Origin of the sequence: Capnocytophaga canis (assembly GCF_043187445.1) — a bacterium.
Lineage (GTDB): Bacteria > Bacteroidota > Bacteroidia > Flavobacteriales > Flavobacteriaceae > Capnocytophaga > Capnocytophaga canis.
Window position 1 is genome coordinate 2423980 of sequence record NZ_CP171121.1, and the last position, 20038, is coordinate 2444017.

20 protein-coding genes are annotated in these 20038 nt (G+C 34.4%); 10 read left to right on the plus strand and 10 right to left on the minus strand.

Features of this window, described 5'->3' with window-relative positions:
* Positions 1-43 precede the first annotated feature (43 nt).
* From ACF3OB_RS10310 to mazG, 3 genes are all read left to right on the plus strand, one after another.
* Complete coding sequence (locus ACF3OB_RS10310) at positions 44-826, plus strand: Mur ligase (protein ID WP_172913840.1); 783 nt, start codon at positions 44-46, stop codon at positions 824-826.
* A gap of 90 nt (positions 827-916) precedes the next feature.
* Positions 917-2251: a tRNA (N(6)-L-threonylcarbamoyladenosine(37)-C(2))-methylthiotransferase MtaB gene (gene mtaB / locus ACF3OB_RS10315; protein ID WP_042342993.1), complete on the plus strand. Its 1335-nt coding sequence runs from the start codon at positions 917-919 to the stop codon at positions 2249-2251.
* A 181-nt stretch (positions 2252-2432) separates the two neighbouring features.
* The gene (gene mazG / locus ACF3OB_RS10320; RefSeq protein WP_172913839.1) at positions 2433-3215 is read left to right on the plus strand and encodes a nucleoside triphosphate pyrophosphohydrolase; all 783 of its coding nucleotides are present in this window, start codon (positions 2433-2435) and stop codon (positions 3213-3215) included.
* 138 nt (positions 3216-3353) lie between these two features.
* Here mazG and ACF3OB_RS10325 read toward each other — a convergent pair whose 3' ends face one another.
* Positions 3354-3617 carry an Ada metal-binding domain-containing protein gene (locus ACF3OB_RS10325; protein ID WP_042344983.1) on the minus strand — a complete coding sequence of 88 codons (264 nt, stop codon included), beginning with the start codon at positions 3615-3617 and terminating at the stop codon, positions 3354-3356.
* Between the two features lie 250 nt (positions 3618-3867).
* On the opposite strand from ACF3OB_RS10325, the gene ACF3OB_RS10330 reads away from it, so the two are divergent.
* Both ACF3OB_RS10330 and gldA read left to right on the plus strand, forming a co-directional pair.
* Complete coding sequence (locus tag ACF3OB_RS10330) at positions 3868-4158, plus strand: DUF493 family protein (protein ID WP_042009711.1); 291 nt, start codon at positions 3868-3870, stop codon at positions 4156-4158.
* Between the two features lie 108 nt (positions 4159-4266).
* The gene (gene gldA, locus ACF3OB_RS10335; RefSeq protein WP_042009708.1) at positions 4267-5190 is read left to right on the plus strand and encodes a gliding motility-associated ABC transporter ATP-binding subunit GldA; all 924 of its coding nucleotides are present in this window, start codon (positions 4267-4269) and stop codon (positions 5188-5190) included.
* On the opposite strand, the gene ACF3OB_RS10340 is transcribed toward gldA, so the two are convergent.
* The 7 genes from ACF3OB_RS10340 to panC form a co-directional block, all read right to left on the minus strand.
* Positions 5187-6707 (minus strand): sulfatase, encoded by a 1521-nt coding sequence (locus ACF3OB_RS10340; RefSeq protein ID WP_042009706.1) that lies wholly within the window; start codon positions 6705-6707, stop codon positions 5187-5189. The two genes, gldA and ACF3OB_RS10340, sit on opposite strands and share 4 nt — an antisense overlap.
* Positions 6708-6838: 131 nt before the next feature.
* Entirely contained in the window at positions 6839-8119 is a 1281-nt protein-coding gene (locus tag ACF3OB_RS10345) for a replication-associated recombination protein A (RefSeq protein WP_392447650.1), read from the minus strand.
* Positions 8120-8131: 12 nt separating this feature from the next.
* Positions 8132-8452, minus strand: a complete 321-nt coding sequence (locus ACF3OB_RS10350) for a translation initiation factor (protein WP_042009700.1) — start codon at positions 8450-8452, stop codon at positions 8132-8134.
* A gap of 5 nt (positions 8453-8457) precedes the next feature.
* Entirely contained in the window at positions 8458-8745 is a 288-nt protein-coding gene (locus ACF3OB_RS10355) for a hypothetical protein (protein WP_042009698.1), read from the minus strand.
* Positions 8746-8753: 8 nt separating this feature from the next.
* Complete coding sequence (locus tag ACF3OB_RS10360) at positions 8754-9713, minus strand: ribonucleotide-diphosphate reductase subunit beta (RefSeq protein WP_042009695.1); 960 nt, start codon at positions 9711-9713, stop codon at positions 8754-8756.
* A gap of 212 nt (positions 9714-9925) precedes the next feature.
* Positions 9926-11404 carry a proline--tRNA ligase gene (gene proS, locus ACF3OB_RS10365; RefSeq protein ID WP_042345760.1) on the minus strand — a complete coding sequence of 493 codons (1479 nt, stop codon included), beginning with the start codon at positions 11402-11404 and terminating at the stop codon, positions 9926-9928.
* A 380-nt stretch (positions 11405-11784) separates the two neighbouring features.
* Entirely contained in the window at positions 11785-12627 is an 843-nt protein-coding gene (gene panC / locus ACF3OB_RS10370; RefSeq protein WP_392420986.1) for a pantoate--beta-alanine ligase, read from the minus strand.
* 109 nt (positions 12628-12736) lie between these two features.
* On the opposite strand from panC, the gene ACF3OB_RS10375 reads away from it, so the two are divergent.
* The 5 genes from ACF3OB_RS10375 (at position 12737) to ACF3OB_RS10395 (ending at position 18481) form a co-directional block, all read left to right on the plus strand.
* Entirely contained in the window at positions 12737-13543 is an 807-nt protein-coding gene (locus tag ACF3OB_RS10375) for a glycogen/starch synthase (RefSeq protein ID WP_392420256.1), read from the plus strand.
* 35 nt (positions 13544-13578) lie between these two features.
* Positions 13579-15162 carry a DUF4270 domain-containing protein gene (locus tag ACF3OB_RS10380; protein WP_392447651.1) on the plus strand — a complete coding sequence of 528 codons (1584 nt, stop codon included), beginning with the start codon at positions 13579-13581 and terminating at the stop codon, positions 15160-15162.
* A 94-nt stretch (positions 15163-15256) separates the two neighbouring features.
* Complete coding sequence (locus ACF3OB_RS10385) at positions 15257-15976, plus strand: ABC transporter permease subunit (protein ID WP_392447652.1); 720 nt, start codon at positions 15257-15259, stop codon at positions 15974-15976.
* Positions 15973-17700, plus strand: a complete 1728-nt coding sequence (gene gldG / locus ACF3OB_RS10390; RefSeq protein ID WP_392447654.1) for a gliding motility-associated ABC transporter substrate-binding protein GldG — start codon at positions 15973-15975, stop codon at positions 17698-17700. Before ACF3OB_RS10385 ends, gldG begins: the two co-directional genes overlap by 4 nt.
* Before the next feature lie 244 nt (positions 17701-17944).
* Positions 17945-18481 carry a DUF4199 domain-containing protein gene (locus ACF3OB_RS10395; protein ID WP_095893266.1) on the plus strand — a complete coding sequence of 179 codons (537 nt, stop codon included), beginning with the start codon at positions 17945-17947 and terminating at the stop codon, positions 18479-18481.
* Between the two features lie 478 nt (positions 18482-18959).
* Here the strand turns inward: ACF3OB_RS10395 and ACF3OB_RS10400 are convergent, their stop codons facing one another.
* Both ACF3OB_RS10400 and ACF3OB_RS10405 read right to left on the minus strand, forming a co-directional pair.
* Positions 18960-19505 carry a DUF4252 domain-containing protein gene (locus ACF3OB_RS10400; RefSeq protein ID WP_095893265.1) on the minus strand — a complete coding sequence of 182 codons (546 nt, stop codon included), beginning with the start codon at positions 19503-19505 and terminating at the stop codon, positions 18960-18962.
* A 14-nt stretch (positions 19506-19519) separates the two neighbouring features.
* Positions 19520-20020, minus strand: a complete 501-nt coding sequence (locus ACF3OB_RS10405) for a DUF4252 domain-containing protein (RefSeq protein ID WP_042345769.1) — start codon at positions 20018-20020, stop codon at positions 19520-19522.
* Positions 20021-20038: the final 18 nt, after the last annotated feature.

The following is a 20038-nucleotide window of genomic DNA, read 5'->3' on the forward strand; positions in this document are numbered from 1 at the left end:
ATTGAGTCCGAAATAATGAGAACTAATTAAAAAAATATAGCTAATGCATATTCATTTTACATCCTATAAGGATTTTCAAGCGGATTTAGTTTCTGAACTTTTAGCAGCTAATCACACCATTTCAGAAGGTGAATTAATAAATAAAAATGCTGATTTTGTAGTTATTAATAGAAGTAGTAAAGCAAATAGTGACCTCGAAAAAGAAGCCCAATTATTAGGCTTAACTACAGGAACGGAAAACGATTTTTTGCATACTTTTTTTAAAGATAAAACACGTGTAGTAATTGCAGGTAAAGGAAAAGAAAACGTGTTAAAAACGGTAGTACATACATTTGATTTTCACAATATTCCATTAAGTTTTTTTACCGAAAAACCAATTAAAGGAAAGTCTTTTCGTCTTTCAACCCATGCCGAATTTGTACTTTTCGACGGAAGTGAGGAAATAAATTCAATAGTTGACAAGCATCCAAAATATCTTACCTATCAACCTACTTTGGCACTATTAGAGAGCATCTCAGTGGATACAGAAAATTACGCCACTTTTGTGGATAGCATTACCAAAGGGGGGATTTTGGTATACAATGAAGAATGCGAGAATGTAATGAAAGTTGTGCAAAATACCGAGAATCCAATACGAAAAATAGCTTATAAAACTCCTGATTATGAAGAAAATAATGAATCTTTTTTCCTCATTACGGATGAAGGAGAGTTACCTCTGAACATTACCCAAAAAGAGGAAGTCCGTTATGTAGAAGCCGCCAAATGGATTTGTCAGAATATGGGAATTGATGCGGCAGATTTTTACGAAGCAATTGCTTCAATGTAAAAAAACAAATCGATCGAACATTCTATCGTACGTAGTTCATACATAACAAACTGAATACAAAATCATTAGATAGCATAGCTCATATAGAAAATGATTACATTAGAAAATAAAAAAAAGGTAGCTTTTTACACGTTGGGTTGTAAACTGAATTTTTCAGAAACTTCCACCATAGCACGTAGTTTTGAAAACGAAGGTTACCAACGTGTTGATTTTGAAGATTTTGCAGACATATACATCATCAACACCTGCTCAGTTACAGAAAATGCTGACAAGCAATTCAAACAAATTGTACGTAAAGCATTGAAAATAAACGACAAGGCTTTTGTTGCAGCTGTAGGATGTTATGCTCAACTGAAGCCTGCAGAATTAGCAGCAGTTCATGGCGTAGACTTGGTACTGGGAGCAAAAGAAAAATTCGACATCACTCAGTATATTGATGATTTGACCAAAAATAATGAAGGTCAAGTACATTCATGTGAAATTTCGGAAACAGATTTTTACGTGGGAAGCTATTCCATTGGCGATAGAACTCGTGCTTTTCTAAAAGTACAGGACGGATGCGATTACAAATGTACGTATTGCACAATCCCAATGGCACGGGGAATTTCACGTAGTGATACGATTGAAAACATTCTAAAAAATGCTCAAAAAATATCCGAGCAAGGAATTAAAGAAATTGTACTAACAGGCGTAAATATAGGTGATTACGGAAAAGGAGAGTTCGGGAATAAAAAGCATGAACACACCTTTCTGGACTTGGTACAAGCCTTAGATAAGGTCAAAGGTATTGAACGATTGCGAATTTCGTCTATTGAGCCGAATTTACTCAAAGATGAAACTATTGAATTTGTTGCACGGAGCAAAGCTTTTGTTCCTCATTTTCACGTACCTCTCCAAAGTGGAAGCAATCATATCTTGAAAAAAATGAAGCGTAGGTATTTACGAGAATTATACGTCAGCCGAGTAGCAAAAATCAAAGAAATGATGCCACATGCTTGTATTGGAGTGGATGTTATTGTTGGATTTCCTGGTGAAACTGACGAGCTTTTTTTAGAAACATATCACTTTTTGAGTGAATTGGATATTTCGTACTTGCATGTATTCACATATTCAGAACGTGACAATACGGAGGCTGTACTAATGGATGGAGTTGTTCCCGACGAAGTGAGAGCTAAACGTAGTAAAATGCTTCGTGGTTTGTCCGCTAAAAAACGTAATAATTTCTATGTAAACCAGTTAGGAACAGAAAGAACTGTACTTTTTGAAGGAGAAAACAAACAAGGTTACATCCATGGATTTACCGAAAACTACGTGAAAGTGAAAACGCCTTGGAATCCAGAGTTAGTCAACACATTGCGTCGAGTAAAACTTACTAAAATTGACTCGGATGGAATGGTTCGATTTGATTTTGTAGATAATCCATAACATAAATATCTGACAAATAAAAATTTATTAAAATTTATAGCTAACCTTATTTGCATAATTCTTATATCTCTTTTAGATATTTCAGTTATGATCCTCCTACTAAAACATCAAAAGTTTCTAAGTAAAATGATGATTTTTTTCGTATATCTGACTGAATTTAACTAAAATTTTTCTATTACAAATGAAAAAAAATCGCCTACAACAACTACAGGCCTTTGAACGGCTACTGGATATCATGGACGACCTCAGGGAAAAATGTCCATGGGACAAAAAACAAACACTACAATCACTTCGACACTTAACGATTGAAGAAACCTATGAGTTAGGAGATGCCATTTTGGATAATGATTTAAACGAAATAAAAAAAGAATTAGGTGATTTATTGTTACACATTGTGTTCTACGCAAAAATAGGTAGTGAAACCAACGATTTTGATATTTCCGATGTGGCAAATACGGTTTGCGATAAACTCATTGAGCGACATCCACATATCTATGGAAATGTGAAAGTTGAAAATGAGGATGATGTTAAACGCAACTGGGAAAAAATTAAACTTAAAGAAGGTAAAAAAAGCGTATTGGAAGGCGTACCAAAAAGTTTACCTGCTTTGGTTAAAGCCACACGCATACAAGATAAAGTCGCTGGTGTAGGCTTCGATTGGGATTCTATTGATGGTGTTTTTGACAAAATCAAGGAGGAAATCAATGAATTACACCATGAAGTTACTCACAAAAATAAAGAAAATATCGAAAAAGAATTAGGCGACGTATTTTTCAGTTTAATCAATTACAGTCGATTTTTAAAAGTAAATCCCGAAGATGCCTTAGAAAAAACGAATAAGAAATTTATCAAACGATTTCAATACTTAGAAAACAAGGCTCAAGAACAGCACAAATCACTAAAAAACATGACCTTAGCTGAAATGGAAGCATTTTGGCAAGAGGCTAAAAAGTTTGATTTGTAAATTCCTTTGTAAAAAAGCGAAATTTTGATTTTAAGAAAAAATAACTGTTAACCTTTTTAATCTCATCTCTTAACTGATATCCATAAAGCAAAATTCGTCCTTAAGGCTGATTTTTAATGGCTTGTCAGTAAACATTATCTAAGGTTTACAGATTTTACAAGGAACATACCCTTGTTCGATGGCTGTTTTTCTGTTCTTTAACTTGGTTTTATTTTTATCTTTTATCTTATAAACTGAATTACAGTCAGTTCTGTGAAACTTTTTAGTATTTCGATTACCTACATAACTCTGCTGAATTTTTTCAACACATCCAATAACCGACTCATTACCATCAAGTGGAGCTACTTGTCGAATAAATGAGAGGTTGAAAATGAAAAGTAAAAAGAATATTTTCTTGAACATAGATTAATTTTATAGACTCCACGAAGGTACAAAAAATACTGATAAAATTCAAGTTTAAAACTTGTATAGTACTACAAAAATCCAATATCTTTGCGGAAAGAATGAAAATAAATATTTAATTTAATGGCTTTACGATTATTTTGTATACGTTATAAAATATTGTAAAACAATCGTATAAAAAATTCATCGAATGCTAAAAAGCGTATTTTAAACTAATTCAAATTATTAATCATAGAAGTAATAGAATAAAATGAAAACAGAGCAAGAACAAAAAGAATTTTACGAGCGTTTAAAAAAAGAATTAGAAGAAACTTCTCAGTGGCCTTCAACCTATCTGTACAAATTCATCATACCTAACGATACTGAAAAAAAGCACACTCTGGAAGCTATTTTCGAAGGAAAAAAAGCTGATATCAAAACGCGTACATCATCAAATGGAAAATACACAAGTGTTTCGATTTCAATATTATTGCAAAACCCTGATGAAGTAATTGCATACTACAAAGAAGCTGGAAAAATTGAAGGTATTTTATCTTTATAAACCCATCCTCCTTCATTTGTTAATCACCAAGGATTATACGAAAAAAGATATTCTTAAAATAAAACTATTCAAGAATTTTCTTGAATTTTTTAGAAAACTAACGAAAATATGTCGATAGAAGTAAAACAACTAACAAAAACTTACGGCAAACAAGTAGCTGTTAATCAAATCAATTTTTCGCTAAATAAAGGTGAAATTACGGGTTTTTTAGGGCCAAACGGAGCAGGAAAATCCACTACGATGAAGATGATCACAGGGTCATTAATACCAACTAATGGGGAAATTTTTGTCAATGGGATAGATATGATCAAAAATCCGATTGAGGCTCAACGAAATCTTGGCTACTTACCAGAGCACAATCCTCTGTATTTAGAAATGTACGTACGTGAATACCTTTGGTTCATGGGAAAATTATACAAAAACATTTCGAAAAAAAGAATTGAAGAAATCATTGAAATTACGGGACTTACACCTGAAAGTAACAAAAAAATTGAGCAACTATCCAAAGGTTATCGTCAGCGTGTAGGACTGGCATCGGCACTGATTCACGATCCTGAAATTTTGATTTTAGATGAACCTACCACAGGTCTTGACCCTAATCAGTTAGTTGAAATACGTGGCATCATCAAAGAATTTGGAAAGAACAAAACCATTCTGTTATCATCGCATATTATGCAAGAAATTCAAGCAGTTTGTGACCGAGTGATTGTTATCAACAAAGGGAACATTGTCCTGGATCAGTCAATGAAAAACCTTCAAAATAAGGAACAAACCATTGAAGTAGCGTTTGACTTACGCGTGGAAGAACGTTTTTTACGACAAATTCCTATGCTAAAATCGGTAGTGAACATACACGAGTTCTTGTACCATATGGTATTTGACACACAAGAGGACATGCGTCCCAAACTGTTTGACTTTGCTAATGAAAATGGACTTAAAATATTGCAAATCAACCATAGACATAAGGATTTGGAGCAGTTATTCAGTGAACTAACACGAGATCAAACGAAAACTGCTCCAAAATCTATTTAATTCGATGAATGAAATACTTCTAAAGCTGTAGTGTCATCCAAAGCCTTAATTTCTTTTAATAATATGGATTTCATTCGCTTAGTTAACTTCTCTGTGGAACGTTTTCCATAAATATTATTCATCTCCTTAGGATCTTTCTTCAAGTCGTAGAGTTCCCATCCATTATGTCGTTTGTAGAACCGAATGAGTTTGTACCGTTTATTTTTAATTCCAAAATGTGGCGAAACAGCATGTTCCCCATTTTCATAGTAATGGTAATAAACTGTTTCACGAGAAGGTCTCTTAGAGCCTTTCAACACATTCAAAAACGATTTCCCCTGAATATCAGCTGGAATTGGAATACCTGCTGCCTCCAAAAGAGTTGGAGCTATGTCCACATTCATCACAAAACTATCTGTTGACTTATTTCTTTTGATATATGTAGGGTACTTTATAACCATGGGTGTTCTAAAGGATTCCTCATACATCCATCTTTTATCATACCAGCCGTGTTCTCCCATGTAAAATCCTTGATCTGAGAGATATATGAATATTGTGTTATCGGCTAAATTATTTTTATGCAAATAGTCATTCATTCTTCCTATGTTTCTATCAAGAGAAACCGCCGTTGCATAATAATCTCTCATATAACGCTGAAACTTCCATTCGGTAAGAGCCTTTCCTGTCAATTTTTGACTCTCAAATTCTTTTTGAATTTGGTGATAGAAATCATTATAGGCTTTACGTTGTGATGGCGTCATCCGATTAAAGTTACCATCTTTTTCTTCTTGATTAGGGGGAAACATTTTCAGGTCATAACCCATCTGTAAATCTTTAGCGATGGTCATTTCTTGCATGGTAGCAGGAATTCGCCCCTTATAATCATCGTAAAAATTGTCGGGAAGAGGAAAGTTTACTTTCTCAAAGCTTCCTAAATCTTGAATATCGGGCATCCATGTGCGATGGGTAGCCTTATGTCCTACTATGAGACAAAAAGGCTTACTCTTGTCACGGTTATCCAGCCACTGTTCGGCTTCATTTTCAACAATATCAGTCACATACCCTTCTTCACGAACAACTTTTCCTCCAGGAACATAGAAATCGGGGTTAAAATAATGCCCTTGTCCGATTAAAATTTTAAAAAAATCAAATCCTTTCGGATCTTTTCCTAAGTGATATTTTCCAATCCATGCTGTTTGATAACCGTTTTCTTGCAAAATATTCACAAATTGCTGCTGATTTGAATTGTAGCGTGAAGTTTCATTATCGGTATATCCGTTCTTATGGCTAAACTTACCCGTAAGGATACAGGCTCGACTTGGGCCACATATTGAATTAGCCACATACGCCTTATTGAAAGTCATCCCCTGCTCTGAAAGTTTATCGATGTGGGGTGTATAAGAAGTTTTCCCTTCGTTGTATGCTCCTATGGATTGAAAGGAATGATCATCGGAAATAATAATCACAATATTAGGCCTTTGCTGTGCTAAAACCACACAAGAAAAGAAAAAACTACATAAAAAAAATACTTTTTTCATTTTGACTTTTTATAAAATTTAATTAAACAAAACTTGAAGTGCTGACAAAGTTACAAAAAAATATATTTAGCACCATATTTTTTACGAATAATGAGACGAAAACAAAGTTCGAAGCACTACCCCTGCTTCTTTCAATATCCGTATCTTTTGCCCCATAGGTTTCTCAAATATTCTCTTAACCCATTTTCGCGAACGTTATCTGCGGGGTCATAAAAACGATACCCTTGTAACTCTTCGGGTAAAAAATCCTGAAAAACAAAATTTTGTGCATAGTCATGGGAATATTTATAATCTTTCCCGTAGTTGAGTTCTTTCATCAATTTAGTAGGAGCATTCCGCAGATGAATCGGTACAGAAAGATCTCCTGTTTGCTTAACGACTTGTTGTGCGGTGTTTATAGCCTTATACGATGCATTACTTTTGGGTGAAGAAGCCAAATAGATCGCACACTGACTCAAAATGATTCTCGCTTCCGGATATCCGATAGTAGTTACTGCCTGAAAGGTATTGTTTGCCAAGATTAACGCTGTAGGGTTGGCATTGCCAATATCTTCTGATGCTAAAATAAGCATCCGACGAGCGATGAATTTGACATCTTCACCTCCTTCAATCATACGTGCTAACCAGTAAACTGCTCCATTAGGATCGCTTCCTCGGATGGATTTGATAAATGCTGAAGTCAAGTCGTAATGCTGTTCACCTGTTTTGTCGTACAACACCGTATTCTTTTGAACAATTTGCGTCACTTTCTCATTAGTAATTTCGATGGTTTCACCTTCTGAAAAAGCATTTACAATAAGTTCGAAGGTATTTAGTAATTTTCTACCGTCACCTCCTGACAATCGAAACAGGGCTTCCTTCTCTGTGACTTGTATCTTTTTTGTTCGTAAAATACTATCTTTCTCAATTGCATTTTTAAGTAATTTTTCCAAATCTGCCCGATCAAAAGCATTTAGTACATACACCTGACAACGCGACAACAAGGCTGGAATAACCTCAAAACTTGGGTTCTCAGTAGTTGCTCCAACCAATGTTATCCAACCTTTTTCAACGGCTTGTAACAAAGAGTCCTGCTGAGTTTTATTGAAACGATGAATTTCATCAATAAATACAATAGGATTCTTAGCCGTAAACAAACCACTGCTATTTTTAGACTGCTCAATGACTTCGCGTACCTCTTTAATACCTGAACTGATAGCACTTAGCGTAAAAAAAGCTCGTTTGCTTTCCAAAGCGATAATGTTTGCCAATGTAGTTTTACCAGTTCCAGGAGGCCCCCAAAAAATCAACGATGGAAGCCAACCACTTTCAATTTGTTTCCGAAGAGATCCATTTTCTCCTACCAAATGTGTTTGTCCTACATAGCTCGACAGAGAATTTGGACGCATACGTTCCGCTAATGGTACATTCATCATTTCATGGATTTATCCTCCAACTCTTTTTACTTTAAATCCTTTATTTCTAAGGAATTGCATAATCTTATCTCGGTAATCTCCTTGAATGATAATTTTCTCGTTTTTCACCGAGCCTCCAACTCCTAAAAAAGTTTTCAATTCTTTCGATAAGATTTTAAAATCACTGTCTGCCCCATTGTACTCTTCAATAATGGTAACAGGCTTACCATTCCTTTTCTCATATTTACAAATCAAAGGATCGTCTTGCAACCAGACATTAGATGCTTCCTTTTCAGGGATTTCCTCTTCAACATGATTCGGAAATAAGTTTTTCAATTGATCTCGTAACATAAAAATTAATTGAATTCCAACATCAAAATCACTAAGGCTAATATCATAGAAGCCATGATAACACCTTTTGCTCTATTATCCTGCCCTAACCGTAAAAGAACAAAAAAAGAAGCCAAATCAAGCAATCCTCCTAAGGCAATCAACGCTCCTAAATATCCCTTAACATAAGCATCTCTTATTGTTAACTCAATGCTATGCCGTGAAAAAATTAGTATGTAGAGTAGAATACCTAAAGCATTAGCTATCAGCCCTACAAATAGACCAATGATGATATCTTTTTGATGTTTTTTCATCGTATAAATTAAAATAAATCATTTGCACTAATACTCTTATCGTGCTTTGTATAATCTACTGGACGTTTGGCAAAAAAATCATCTAACGAATTTGAAAAAACTTCTTCCTCAAACCACAGCATGGGCTTTGCTTGATCAGTTGTAATACCAAAAGGTTTCCCGAAACCAAGTTGTGTCAAGGAATCATCCAAGCGATAACGCATATAATTTGCCAAATCTTCTTTGGAAAAAAACTCAATTTCTCCTTCTTCAAAAATCCAATCTAACATTTTATCCTCCAACTGGATATAATTTCTTATGAACTCAGTTGCTTCCGTTTGAGCATGTTCTTTCATTGCAGGATTTTCTTCAAATATTTTTTTGAGAATGTATATTCCTGCGTTGGCATGTAGTTGCTCATCAACTGAAGTCCAAGCGATGATATTCGCTACATTTTTCATATATCCTTTAAAGCGTGTGAAAGACAAAATGGTAGCAAATTGACTAAAAAGAGAAGCGTTTTCGATGATAAGTGTAAAAAACAGGATACGTTGCATAGCATTTTCCTTATTTTTTGCCAAATATTCCTTTAAAACTAGATTTCTTTCCTTAAAAATAGGCACTTCCAACAAATTTTCAAATTCATTATTATAGCCCAACACTTCTAACAGACGAGAATATGCCTCACTATGCCGAAATTCGCATTCAGCAAAAGTAGCTCCTAATCCATTGAACTCAGGTTTAGGGAAAAGATCATAAAGATCACCCCAAAATGTTTTAACAGAAACTTCCACTTGGGCTATTCCCAACAAAGCTCTTTTCACAGCTTCTTTTTCTACTATGGACAAGTTGGCTTTAAAATCCTGAATGTCTGCCGTAAATTCCACTTCTGAATGCACCCAAAATGATTTGTGCATTGCATTTACAAATTCCATAACCTCCGGATATTCAAAAGGTTTGTAACTTTCGCGTTTATCAAATATTCCCATAATGTATATTCTTTTTGACTGCGAAGATACAAGTTTTTTAGCCTTTAAAACAAATTTAAAATGCCATTAAAATGTTAATTTTTTTAATAACATGTTTTTTAGGAAGTTATGTTTTCGTAGACAAATTTACATTTTCCTGAGTTTTAAAAACACCAAAGCAGAAACTGAATTGTTCAATTTCTGCTTTGATTTTTTTATGATTTAATCATGTACTAATACGCCTTTGCAAATAAAACTCTTTTTGCGGAAGGCTTACCCGTTACCATACAAACTCCTGCTTCTTCTTTGGCTTCCAACGGAATACAACGTATAGTTGCTTTGGTTTCTTCCTGAATACGCTGTTCGGTTTCAGTAGTACCATCCCAATGAGCTGCAATAAACCCTCCTTTGCTTTCTAAAACCTCTTTGAACTCTTGGTATGAATTTACTTCGGTAATATGTGCATTTCTATAATCCAAGGCTTTTTTATAAATATTCTCTTGAATTTCCTGTAAGAGTTTTTCAATGTATTCTACGATGCTATCTCCAGAAACAGTTTCTTTGGTTAGTGTATCACGACGAGCGACCTCGAAGGTATTGTTTTCCAAATCACGTTGTCCAACTGCTAAACGTACAGGTACCCCTTTCAGCTCATATTCATTGAATTTGAATCCTGGTTTATGGGTATCTCTATCGTCAAATTTTACAGAAATACCTTGTTTTTTGAGTGTTGCCATTAGTGGTAGTACACGCTCACGAACAGCTTCCAACTGCTCCTCCCCTTTGTAAATAGGAATAATTACTACTTGAATAGGAGCTAATTTAGGTGGAAGTACCAATCCATTATCATCACTATGCGTCATAATCAATGCACCCATGAGTCGGGTAGATACCCCCCATGAGGTCGCCCAAACATAGTCCAATGTGCCTTCTTTGGAAGCAAACTTCACATCAAATGCTTTAGCGAAATTCTGTCCCAAAAAATGTGAGGTTCCTGCTTGTAGGGCTTTTCCATCCTGCATCAAAGCCTCAATACAATAGGTTTCATCAGCTCCTGCAAAGCGTTCCGATTCGGTTTTAAACCCCTTAATAACAGGAACACACATGAAGTTTTCGACAAACTCGGCATATACTTCTAACATTTTTTCAGCTTCCTCAAGAGCCTCTGCCTTGGTAGCATGAGCTGTATGTCCCTCTTGCCATAAAAATTCAGCAGTACGCAAGAATAAACGTGTACGCATCTCCCAACGTACTACGTTTGCCCATTGATTGATAAGAATTGGCAAATCACGATAGGACTGAATCCAGTTTTTGTACGTATTCCAAATGATTGCTTCCGATGTGGGGCGAACTACTAACTCTTCTTCCAATTTAGCTTCGGGATCAACCATGAGTTTTCCTTTTGCGTTTGGATCTGTTTTCAATCGATAGTGAGTTACAACAGCACATTCTTTGGCAAAACCTTCAGCGTTTTTCTCTTCTGCTTCGAAAAAACTACGGGGTACAAACAACGGAAAATAAGCATTCACGTGTCCAGTTTCCTTAAACATACGGTCAAGTTCAGCTTGCATTTTTTCCCATATCGCATATCCGTATGGTTTGATAACCATACAACCACGTACACCTGAATTTTCTGCCAATTCAGCTTTTACTACTAACTCGTTATACCACTTTGAGTAGTCCTCACTTCGTCTTGTTAAATCTTTACTCATATTTTTACTTGTAGATTTTTTGTCTGTTTTTTTATATTTTTACCTTAATAAGAATATTACCACAGGAGTTAAATTCACTCACAACAGAACATCTCATCACAGGCAAATTTATGAAATTATTCGATATAGTACGTTTTTTGAGTTATTTTTTTAAGGCATTACTAATTTCTTTGTGAACGTATGATGGATTGGTTTGAGTCGTAAGGGCGTATTGCATACGCCCTAAAATTCGTAATAGGGCGGGCGTATGCAATACGCCCCTACAAGAACTAAATTATAACCCATAGTCCATTGGCTCCACATTTTTTTAGGAGAGCTTTTTTTTAATGATTTATAATCGCAAACAATCAAAATAATTCAGTGAAATACAACAAATTAACTCAAAGCTCCATATTATCTATAAGACGGATTCCCTCTGCATAAACGGCTATAAAAGCCCGAAATTTCTTGTCAATTTCTCGGGTTGTGGCAGTTTGCAGAGTATCGGCTTCGGCTATGGTAAAATATTCCAATTCAAAATCTTTTTCTTCAACAAAAGTATTTTCTACAAATTCGTTGATTTCGGAAATATTCTTCGTAACAAACTCATCTTTAACCTTTTGCAGAATTTTGTAAATAAACGTTACTTTTTCTCGCATAGAATCGCTAAGCAACTGATTTCGAGAACTTAAAGCCAATCCACCTTCATTTCTGACAATAGGACACCCGATAATTTCAACTGGCAATTGTGTGATTTCCACCATCTTTTTGATGATAAGCAATTGCTGATAGTCCTTCTCACCGAAATAGGCTTTTGTAGGGGTTACGATTTCAAAAAGTTTTTTCACCACCGTAGCTACTCCATCAAAATGCCCTGGACGGAAAGCCCCTTCCATAACACGATCCAAACCTTGAAAATCAAAAAAATCGGAACTTACATTCGTTCCATAGATATCCGAAATTTCAGGCGAATACACCAAAATATCTTTGCTGATAGTAGCTATTTTTTCAACATCAGCTTCCAATGTTCGAGGATATTTCTCCAAATCTTTTGGATTGTTAAACTGAGTTGGATTTACAAAAATACTAACCACAACAACATCGTTTTCTTCCAATGCTTTTTTCATTAGAGATAGGTGTCCGTTGTGTAAAGCTCCCATAGTAGGGACAAAACCGATGCTTTTTCCTGCCTTTTTAAAATCAGAAATCACGGTATTTAGTTTCTTCTGCTGAGTGTATATCATCATCATCCAAATATTAAAAAATGCAAACTTATAAGTTTTTTATGGATTTCTGCATATTTTTTTGTACTTTTGTGGCTTCCAAAGCTAACGAAAAAACAATTTACTTTTTATGACTGACAAAAAAGTGCTTTTTGTTTCCTCTGAGGTATTACCATATTCTCCTGAAAATGAAATCTCTAAGATGTCATTTGAGACCCCCAGAATGGTCAATAGTTACGGAGGACAGATACGGATATTTATGCCACGTTTCGGGAGTATCAATGAAAGACGACATCAGTTACACGAGGTCATTCGGCTTTCAGGAATGAATATTGTTATCAACGATATTGATGTGCCTTTAATCATAAAAGTGGCATCAATTCCGAAAGAGCGTATCCAAGTCTACTTCATCGACAATGACGAGTATTTCAAGCGAAAAGCTACGTTTGTTGATGAGGATGGGGTCTTATTCGCTGACAATGATGAACGTTGTATTTTTTTCGCAAAAGGAGTTGTTGAAACCGTTAAGAAATTGAATTGGTTGCCTGATATCATCCATGTTCACGGATGGTTAGCTTCGCTACTACCTTTATATTTAAGAACTTACTACAAAGACGAACCTATTTTTTCAGAGAGTAAAATCATAACTTCGGTTTTCAATCAAGATTTTGAAGGCTCTTTAAGATCCGATATCACTAGCAAGGTAGCTTTTGATGGGATCAACAAAAAAATGGCTGAACATTTGGCCGAGCCTAACTATTTCAATATGATGCGTGTAGCTTCTAAATATTCGGATGGAGTCATTGTTGTTGGCGACAATGTGCCTGAAGATTTCAGCTCCTACATAAACGGATTAAAAAAACCTGTCCTTTTTAATTCCGACATGGAAACCTTCCAAGCTTCATACAGAGAATTTTACGAACAATTTTTAAAATAAAAACACTAAAATCAATAATAATATAGCATAATTATATGAATAAATCCAAATATGCAGGTATTTTTTCCTTTTTGGGATTGGCCATCTTATTATCGTCTTGTACAGATGATTCTTTCAAAGAAATTAAGAGTGATTTACTGAAAGACCCTAATTTTGAAACAGCGGTGTTCGACGCCTCTGTGTCTGTCGAAAATATTGCTAAAAATAGAGTACAAACTAATGGGTTGGGTGGTTACCTATTAGGGGAGTACACGCAGAAGCCTTTTGGAAAGAAAAAAGCTAGTATCATAGCTCAAGTGCAGTTGCCTTCGGTAAGTCCCATCTTCGGTGATAAAGCTCAGAATTCTGAGAATACGGATAATAAACCAGAAAAAGAAACTGTGACGGAAGCGTATCTGTATCTACCATATTTTAACCCATACAGCACTCGAAGCAACACGGCATATGTTACTGAAACGGAATATGCTCTCGATTCTATTTACGGGAATACAAAGGCATCATTCAAAGTAAATGTACAAGAATTAACCTATTTTTTGAGAGACATTGATCCTGCTCAAAATTTAGCTCCTCAGCGTTACTATTCTGATTTTGAAGTAAGTAATCACTTAGGTACTACTCTAACAAACGTAAATAATGCTGAAACTGTAACCATATCTAAAAAATCAATCACACGCAATCAGTTCGACAACCCAACTACCCCTGATGACGAATCAAAAGGCGTTGCAGATGTCTTAGCTCCAGGAATTAGAATTGCTTTAGACCCTGAATTTTTCCAAACGAAAATCATTAGTAAAGAGGGAACTACAGAATTAGAAAACCAAAATAACTTTAAAAATCACTTCCGTGGAATTGTAATTGATGCTGATGGTTTTTCCGATAATTTGATGATGCTTTTAGACATGTCAAAAGCTAAAATTGAGCTTGTCTACACCTATGAAACCGAATCGAATAATCAAAAGGCTACTTTGAAAAAACGATATGATATGAACGTAAATGGTATTACGTTCAATACATATACTACTGAGGATGAAAGTATCTCTTTGGAGACCGACAGTAATAACATTTCACGTATTTATTTGAGTGGAGGAATAGGTCAAATAGCTAATTTAAAACTCTTTACAGATGCTGAACTGGCTGAAATTCGGCAACGTGATGTGCTTATCACAGATGCGAGTTTATATTTATATGTTGATCAGTCAGTTACCTACGGAAAGGAACCTGAACGTATTTTTATTTATAATGCGAAAACAGGTGCTGTTATTGCGGATTATGTCAACGACCCTACCAGCACACTCCAATCGGCTGAAGGTTCACACCTGATTCACTTAGGGAAATTACAGAAACAAAACAACAAAGGTAATTACTACCAAATCCGATTGACAACGCATGTGATCAACATTATCAAAAACAAAGTTGAGAATGTTCCTCTGGCAATTGCTGTAGCTTCAACTGTGAAAAACCCATACGTTGTAAATTATTTTGATTCTGCAAATAAAAAACGAGTAATTCCGACAACATCCGTAGTAACCCCCTTGAGTACGGTAATTTACGGAAATGACGCCAGTATTGATGACTCTAAACGTTTAAAGTTAAGAATCAATTATTCAAAATTGAGATAACACACCCATCATATTGGATGTGTTATCTTAAAGATGTTCCAAAATAGAAATTCTCACAACAAAGGATACTACTTTGATCCTATATTTCGAATTTATGTTCGCTCTATTTAACAAAGAAATACGGTATTTTTTTACATCTGCCATTGGCTTTACAGTCATAGGGCTGTTCATAGTTTTGAATGGGATTTTCCTTTGGATTCTAAAAACTGACTATAATATTTTCAACAGCAATTCCGCTGATTTATTACCTTTTTTTCGTTTATCATCGTGGATTTTTGTCTTTTTAGTACCAGCACTCACCATGCGAAGCATCTCCGAAGAAAAACGTAGTGGTATGTTACAATTACTTTTTACTAAACCGATTAGTATATTTCAGATTGTTTTAGGAAAATATTTAGGAATCTTATTCCTGTTATTTGTTACCTTACTCCCTTCATTATTGTACGTTTACATCATATGGATTTTAGGTAATCCTGTTGGGAATTTGGACATAGCAAGCACAGTCGGCTCCTATATCGCTTTATTTCTGTTGTCAGCAACCTTTGGTGCAGTAGGTCTGTGGTCATCCTCAGTGAGTAATAACCAAGTGATTTCCTTTATGTTAGCAGCATTCCTATGTTTTTTCTTTTTCTTTGGATTGGATCAGACAGCTATGTTACTCTTCCCTGACAGTGTTACAGCTTTTGGGTTTCAATCTCATTTTGATGCTATTAGCCGTGGAGTGATTGATACTCGTAATGTGTTCTATTTCCTTTCGTTTATTGCTTTTTTCTTATACACAACTACTTTATCATTAAAATACTACAAGCTATGAAAACATTTATTGATAAAATAGGAAGCAAAATCGGTATTGCCTTTATCATGCTACTTGTTTTCAATTGGATAATCTCACAATGGTACATTCGTTGGGATTTGACTCATGATAAACGCTATACACTCTCGGAAACTACGCGAAAAACATTACTAAAAATCAATCAACCTGTGGTGATTGATGTACTTCTGAAAGGAAATATCCCCATAGAGTTTAAAAAATTACAAACCGAAACCCTACAATTGTTAGAAGAATATGTCGCACAAAATAAAAATATTCATCTCAACTTTGTAAATCCTTTAGAAGAAGGAAATGACCCTCAACAAACCATTAATGAACTGATACAATTTGGATTAAATCCATTACAAATTTCGCAAACCGAAGCCGGAATGTCCTCAATTGAGTATATTTTTCCTTGGGCTGTGATTAGCGATAGTATTCAGTCGCAAAAAGTGTCATTGTTCGTCAATAAAATAGGGACAACAGATCAAGAGCGTGTACAAAATTCAGTTCAACTATTGGAATACAATATAACGGATGCACTCCACAAATTAACGCTCAAAAAACATAAAAAAATAGCTATACTCAAAAGTAATGGTACATTAAACGACACGTACATAGCTGATTTTTTGAAAACTATGAAGGACTACTATCTGATTGCTCCATTCACATTGGATTCAGTACCCACCCAACCCGAAAAAACTTTAGCTCATCTGCAATCGTATGATTTACTGATAGTTCCTAAACCAACAACCCCATTCACTGACCCTCAAAAGCAAGTGTTGGACCAATTTGTGATGAATGGAGGACGTGCCCTCTGGCTTATCGACCATGTAGGCATAGATATTCAGGATTTGTACACTCAAAACGGAACTGCCGTAGCGATGCCTATGAATCTGAATTTAGGAGATATGTTCTTTCAATACGGATTTCGAGTGAACTATACACTCATCAATGATCTGTATTTTTCTGACTTAATGATTGCCACAGGAGAAGGCAGTCAAACACGTTATATTCCAATTCCTTGGGTCTATAATCCCATGATACTATCACAAAACAACCACTTGATTAACAATAATTTAGATGCAATTCGTTTGCAATTTTCAAACAGTATTGATACTTTAAAAAATGGTATACGGAAACGTGTATTACTAACAAGTTCACCAATTTCAAAAGCCGATGGAACGCCTCGAGAGGTCACGCTAAATGTAGATACCAAAAAGATGGACAAAAACGCTTATAAAAGTGGAAACATCCCCGTAGCAGTACTTCTCGAAGGAGAATTTTCATCGGTTTATAAAGACAGAATAACACCTATTGAACTGAAAAACAACTTACAAACCAGTAAACCTACTAAAATGATCGTCATTGCTGATGGCGATATTATCAAAAATGACCTTAGCAACAACACTCCTTTGGAACTAGGACTTGACAAATGGACTAATCGATTTTATGACAACAAAGCCTTTTTACAGAATTCTGTTAACTACCTCTTGGACGACACTGACTTCTTATCCCTACGAAATAAAAAAGTACAGTTAGCATTTTTAAACAAAGAAAAAGTAGCTGATTATCAATCAAGTTGGAAAATAAAAAGTATACTCTATCCTCTGTTGTTCCTCATTTTCACAATCCTTGGGATTCGAATAATTTACCAACGGAAATATAAAATTGGCTATACTAAAATTTTTGTGAAGATTATTAAATCTGTATTTTTTGATTTTTAAAAATTTGTGTTCATTCTGTACATTTGTGGTCAAATTCAAACCACAAATACACACAAATTTTCACAAATATGCTTTCAATAAACTAAAATCACTAAAATTATAAGGACTATTTTTTTGAAAGGTCACCACAAAAATTTTACTAATGCCATAAAATTTAACTTTTTATAGTGTATTCTTCACACTGCCTTTGGAGATTTCATTTTTTTATATTAGTTTTGGGCTGTAAATTTTAATATTTTTTATCATGGAAATTAGAAAAACAGTCAACGCAAAAGACATTATGCTGAAGTACGGGATGTATTTTGGTGTTGGTCTCGTTGCTATTAGCGTGGTAATGTATACCACAGGAATGATTTATTCGAAAAGTATGATGGTTGGATTAGCTGCCTCTGCATTAAACCTATTAGTTTCTATCTTAGCAATTGTTTATGGCATTAAAGCCTTTAAAACAAGGAATGGAGGCTTTTTAGCTATGGGGGAAGCTCTAAAAATTGGGGTTGGGATCGCTCTGATTGGAGGAATTATTTCCGTATTGTACACCTACGTTTTTGTGAACTATATTGAGCCCGATTTCATGCGAAAAATGACAGAATTGCAGTTTGAAAACATGGGAGAATTAGGTATGGATATGTCCAATGTAGATATAGATGCTACAGTAGAAATGAGTAATAAAATGAGTGCTTTGACCTATATTTCCTCGTTAGTTGGATATTTGCTTTTAGGGCTTATCGTTTCGGCAATCGCTGGAGCTGTAATGAAAAAACAAGAACAAGTTTATTAATAAACTTCATAAAAAATAAAAAAGAAGCTGTCTGAAAAGGCAGTTTCTTTTGTTTTTTAGGTACAAAAAAAATGAAACTTCCTATAACCATTTCTGAAAATTAAAAATTCACTTCAATGATTTATTTTTAGAATTCAATTTCTTTAAAAAAACACGGACCCTCTTTCGCTTTAATCTACTTTTTTCATTTTTTGTGATTTTCTGAAGCTAATGCCTAATAACCATTAGTAGAAATGAATTTCTACTTTTTTATAATCTTATTGTTGCTTATTTAGTTGATTTTAGTTTTTACTTATTTCTGGTATTTTTTTCACGAAGTTTTTCATAAAAATTTTACTAATGCCGTTATATTTAGGGTTTATAATAAGGTTTATTAGAAAAGTTTAAACAGGTTCATTGTTGAAATATTTTTCAATAAAAACTTTGTCAAACCTAAAAAAGTTTGACAAAGTTTAAAATTGTAAGAGATTTTCTGGTGTTAATACAAAAGTTGTCTGATTTCAGAGATGACATTATGAGCTTTGTCATGATCCACAGAATTTCCAATATCGGTCAAATCAGAAGAAAGTTTGGAGAGTTCATCAATATTTAAATTTTGAGTAATCATACGCATCAAAGCAAATTTTTCTTTGTTTTGGCTTACTAATAAAATTACTTCTTTAATGTTATCATCACTCCCAACGTAGTTTACATTGATTTTATACTCTTTGTTTGAAATTTGTATCAACTCTTCATATTTGTCCGTTTTCAGGAGTTGTTTCACTTCTTGATATTCCTTTTGAAAATCTCCATTGTTTTTCTTTTCATACATAAGAATATGAACATTCTCTATAACATTCAAAATATTTTTTTCATCAACACTGCTTCCTCCCAATTTTAAAAAATCTTTTGGAGAAAAGGTAACTGATTTAAAATCCTTATTTTCAGAATTTTTAACGATGTAACTTTGTAAACTGTTCGAATTACAGGATATTATTGAAACACTGATAAGAAAAAACAATAAAAGATAAACTATTTTTTTCATAGTATAAGAGAGTATTAAATTTGGTTCATTTCTTTAGGCAATATGTTGATGTTTTTGGATAACACTCCGATTTTATTCAAATCAACTTCACCTGTTAGAATCATCAATACAGTTTCTTTGTCTTCCTGAACAAACATCACCAATTCCGAAACAATGTCTTTTGTTTTTCCCTCTTTGACGTAGAATTTCACATTTGTATTTTTTTCTTTCACACGCATAAATTCCGAAAGACTACCTCCTTTTACATAGCTTTCTACTTCCTTTTTCATTTGTTGCGAAACACTTGCAGTTTCGGTAGAAAAGATTTTCAACGCTTTAAGTTTGTTAGCTATTTCCATAAACTCCTTAGTGTCAGGGTCGTTACTGTCTATTTTTGATAGCATCTGAAACATCTTTTGTGAGATGACTACGGTGGTTATATTTTCATTATCTTCATATTTGTCGAATATGGATTGACCAAATAATGCTGCGTTGCAAAATAAAAAGCTTACTAAAAATAAAAATCTTGTTTTCATCGTATAATAATTTTAAAG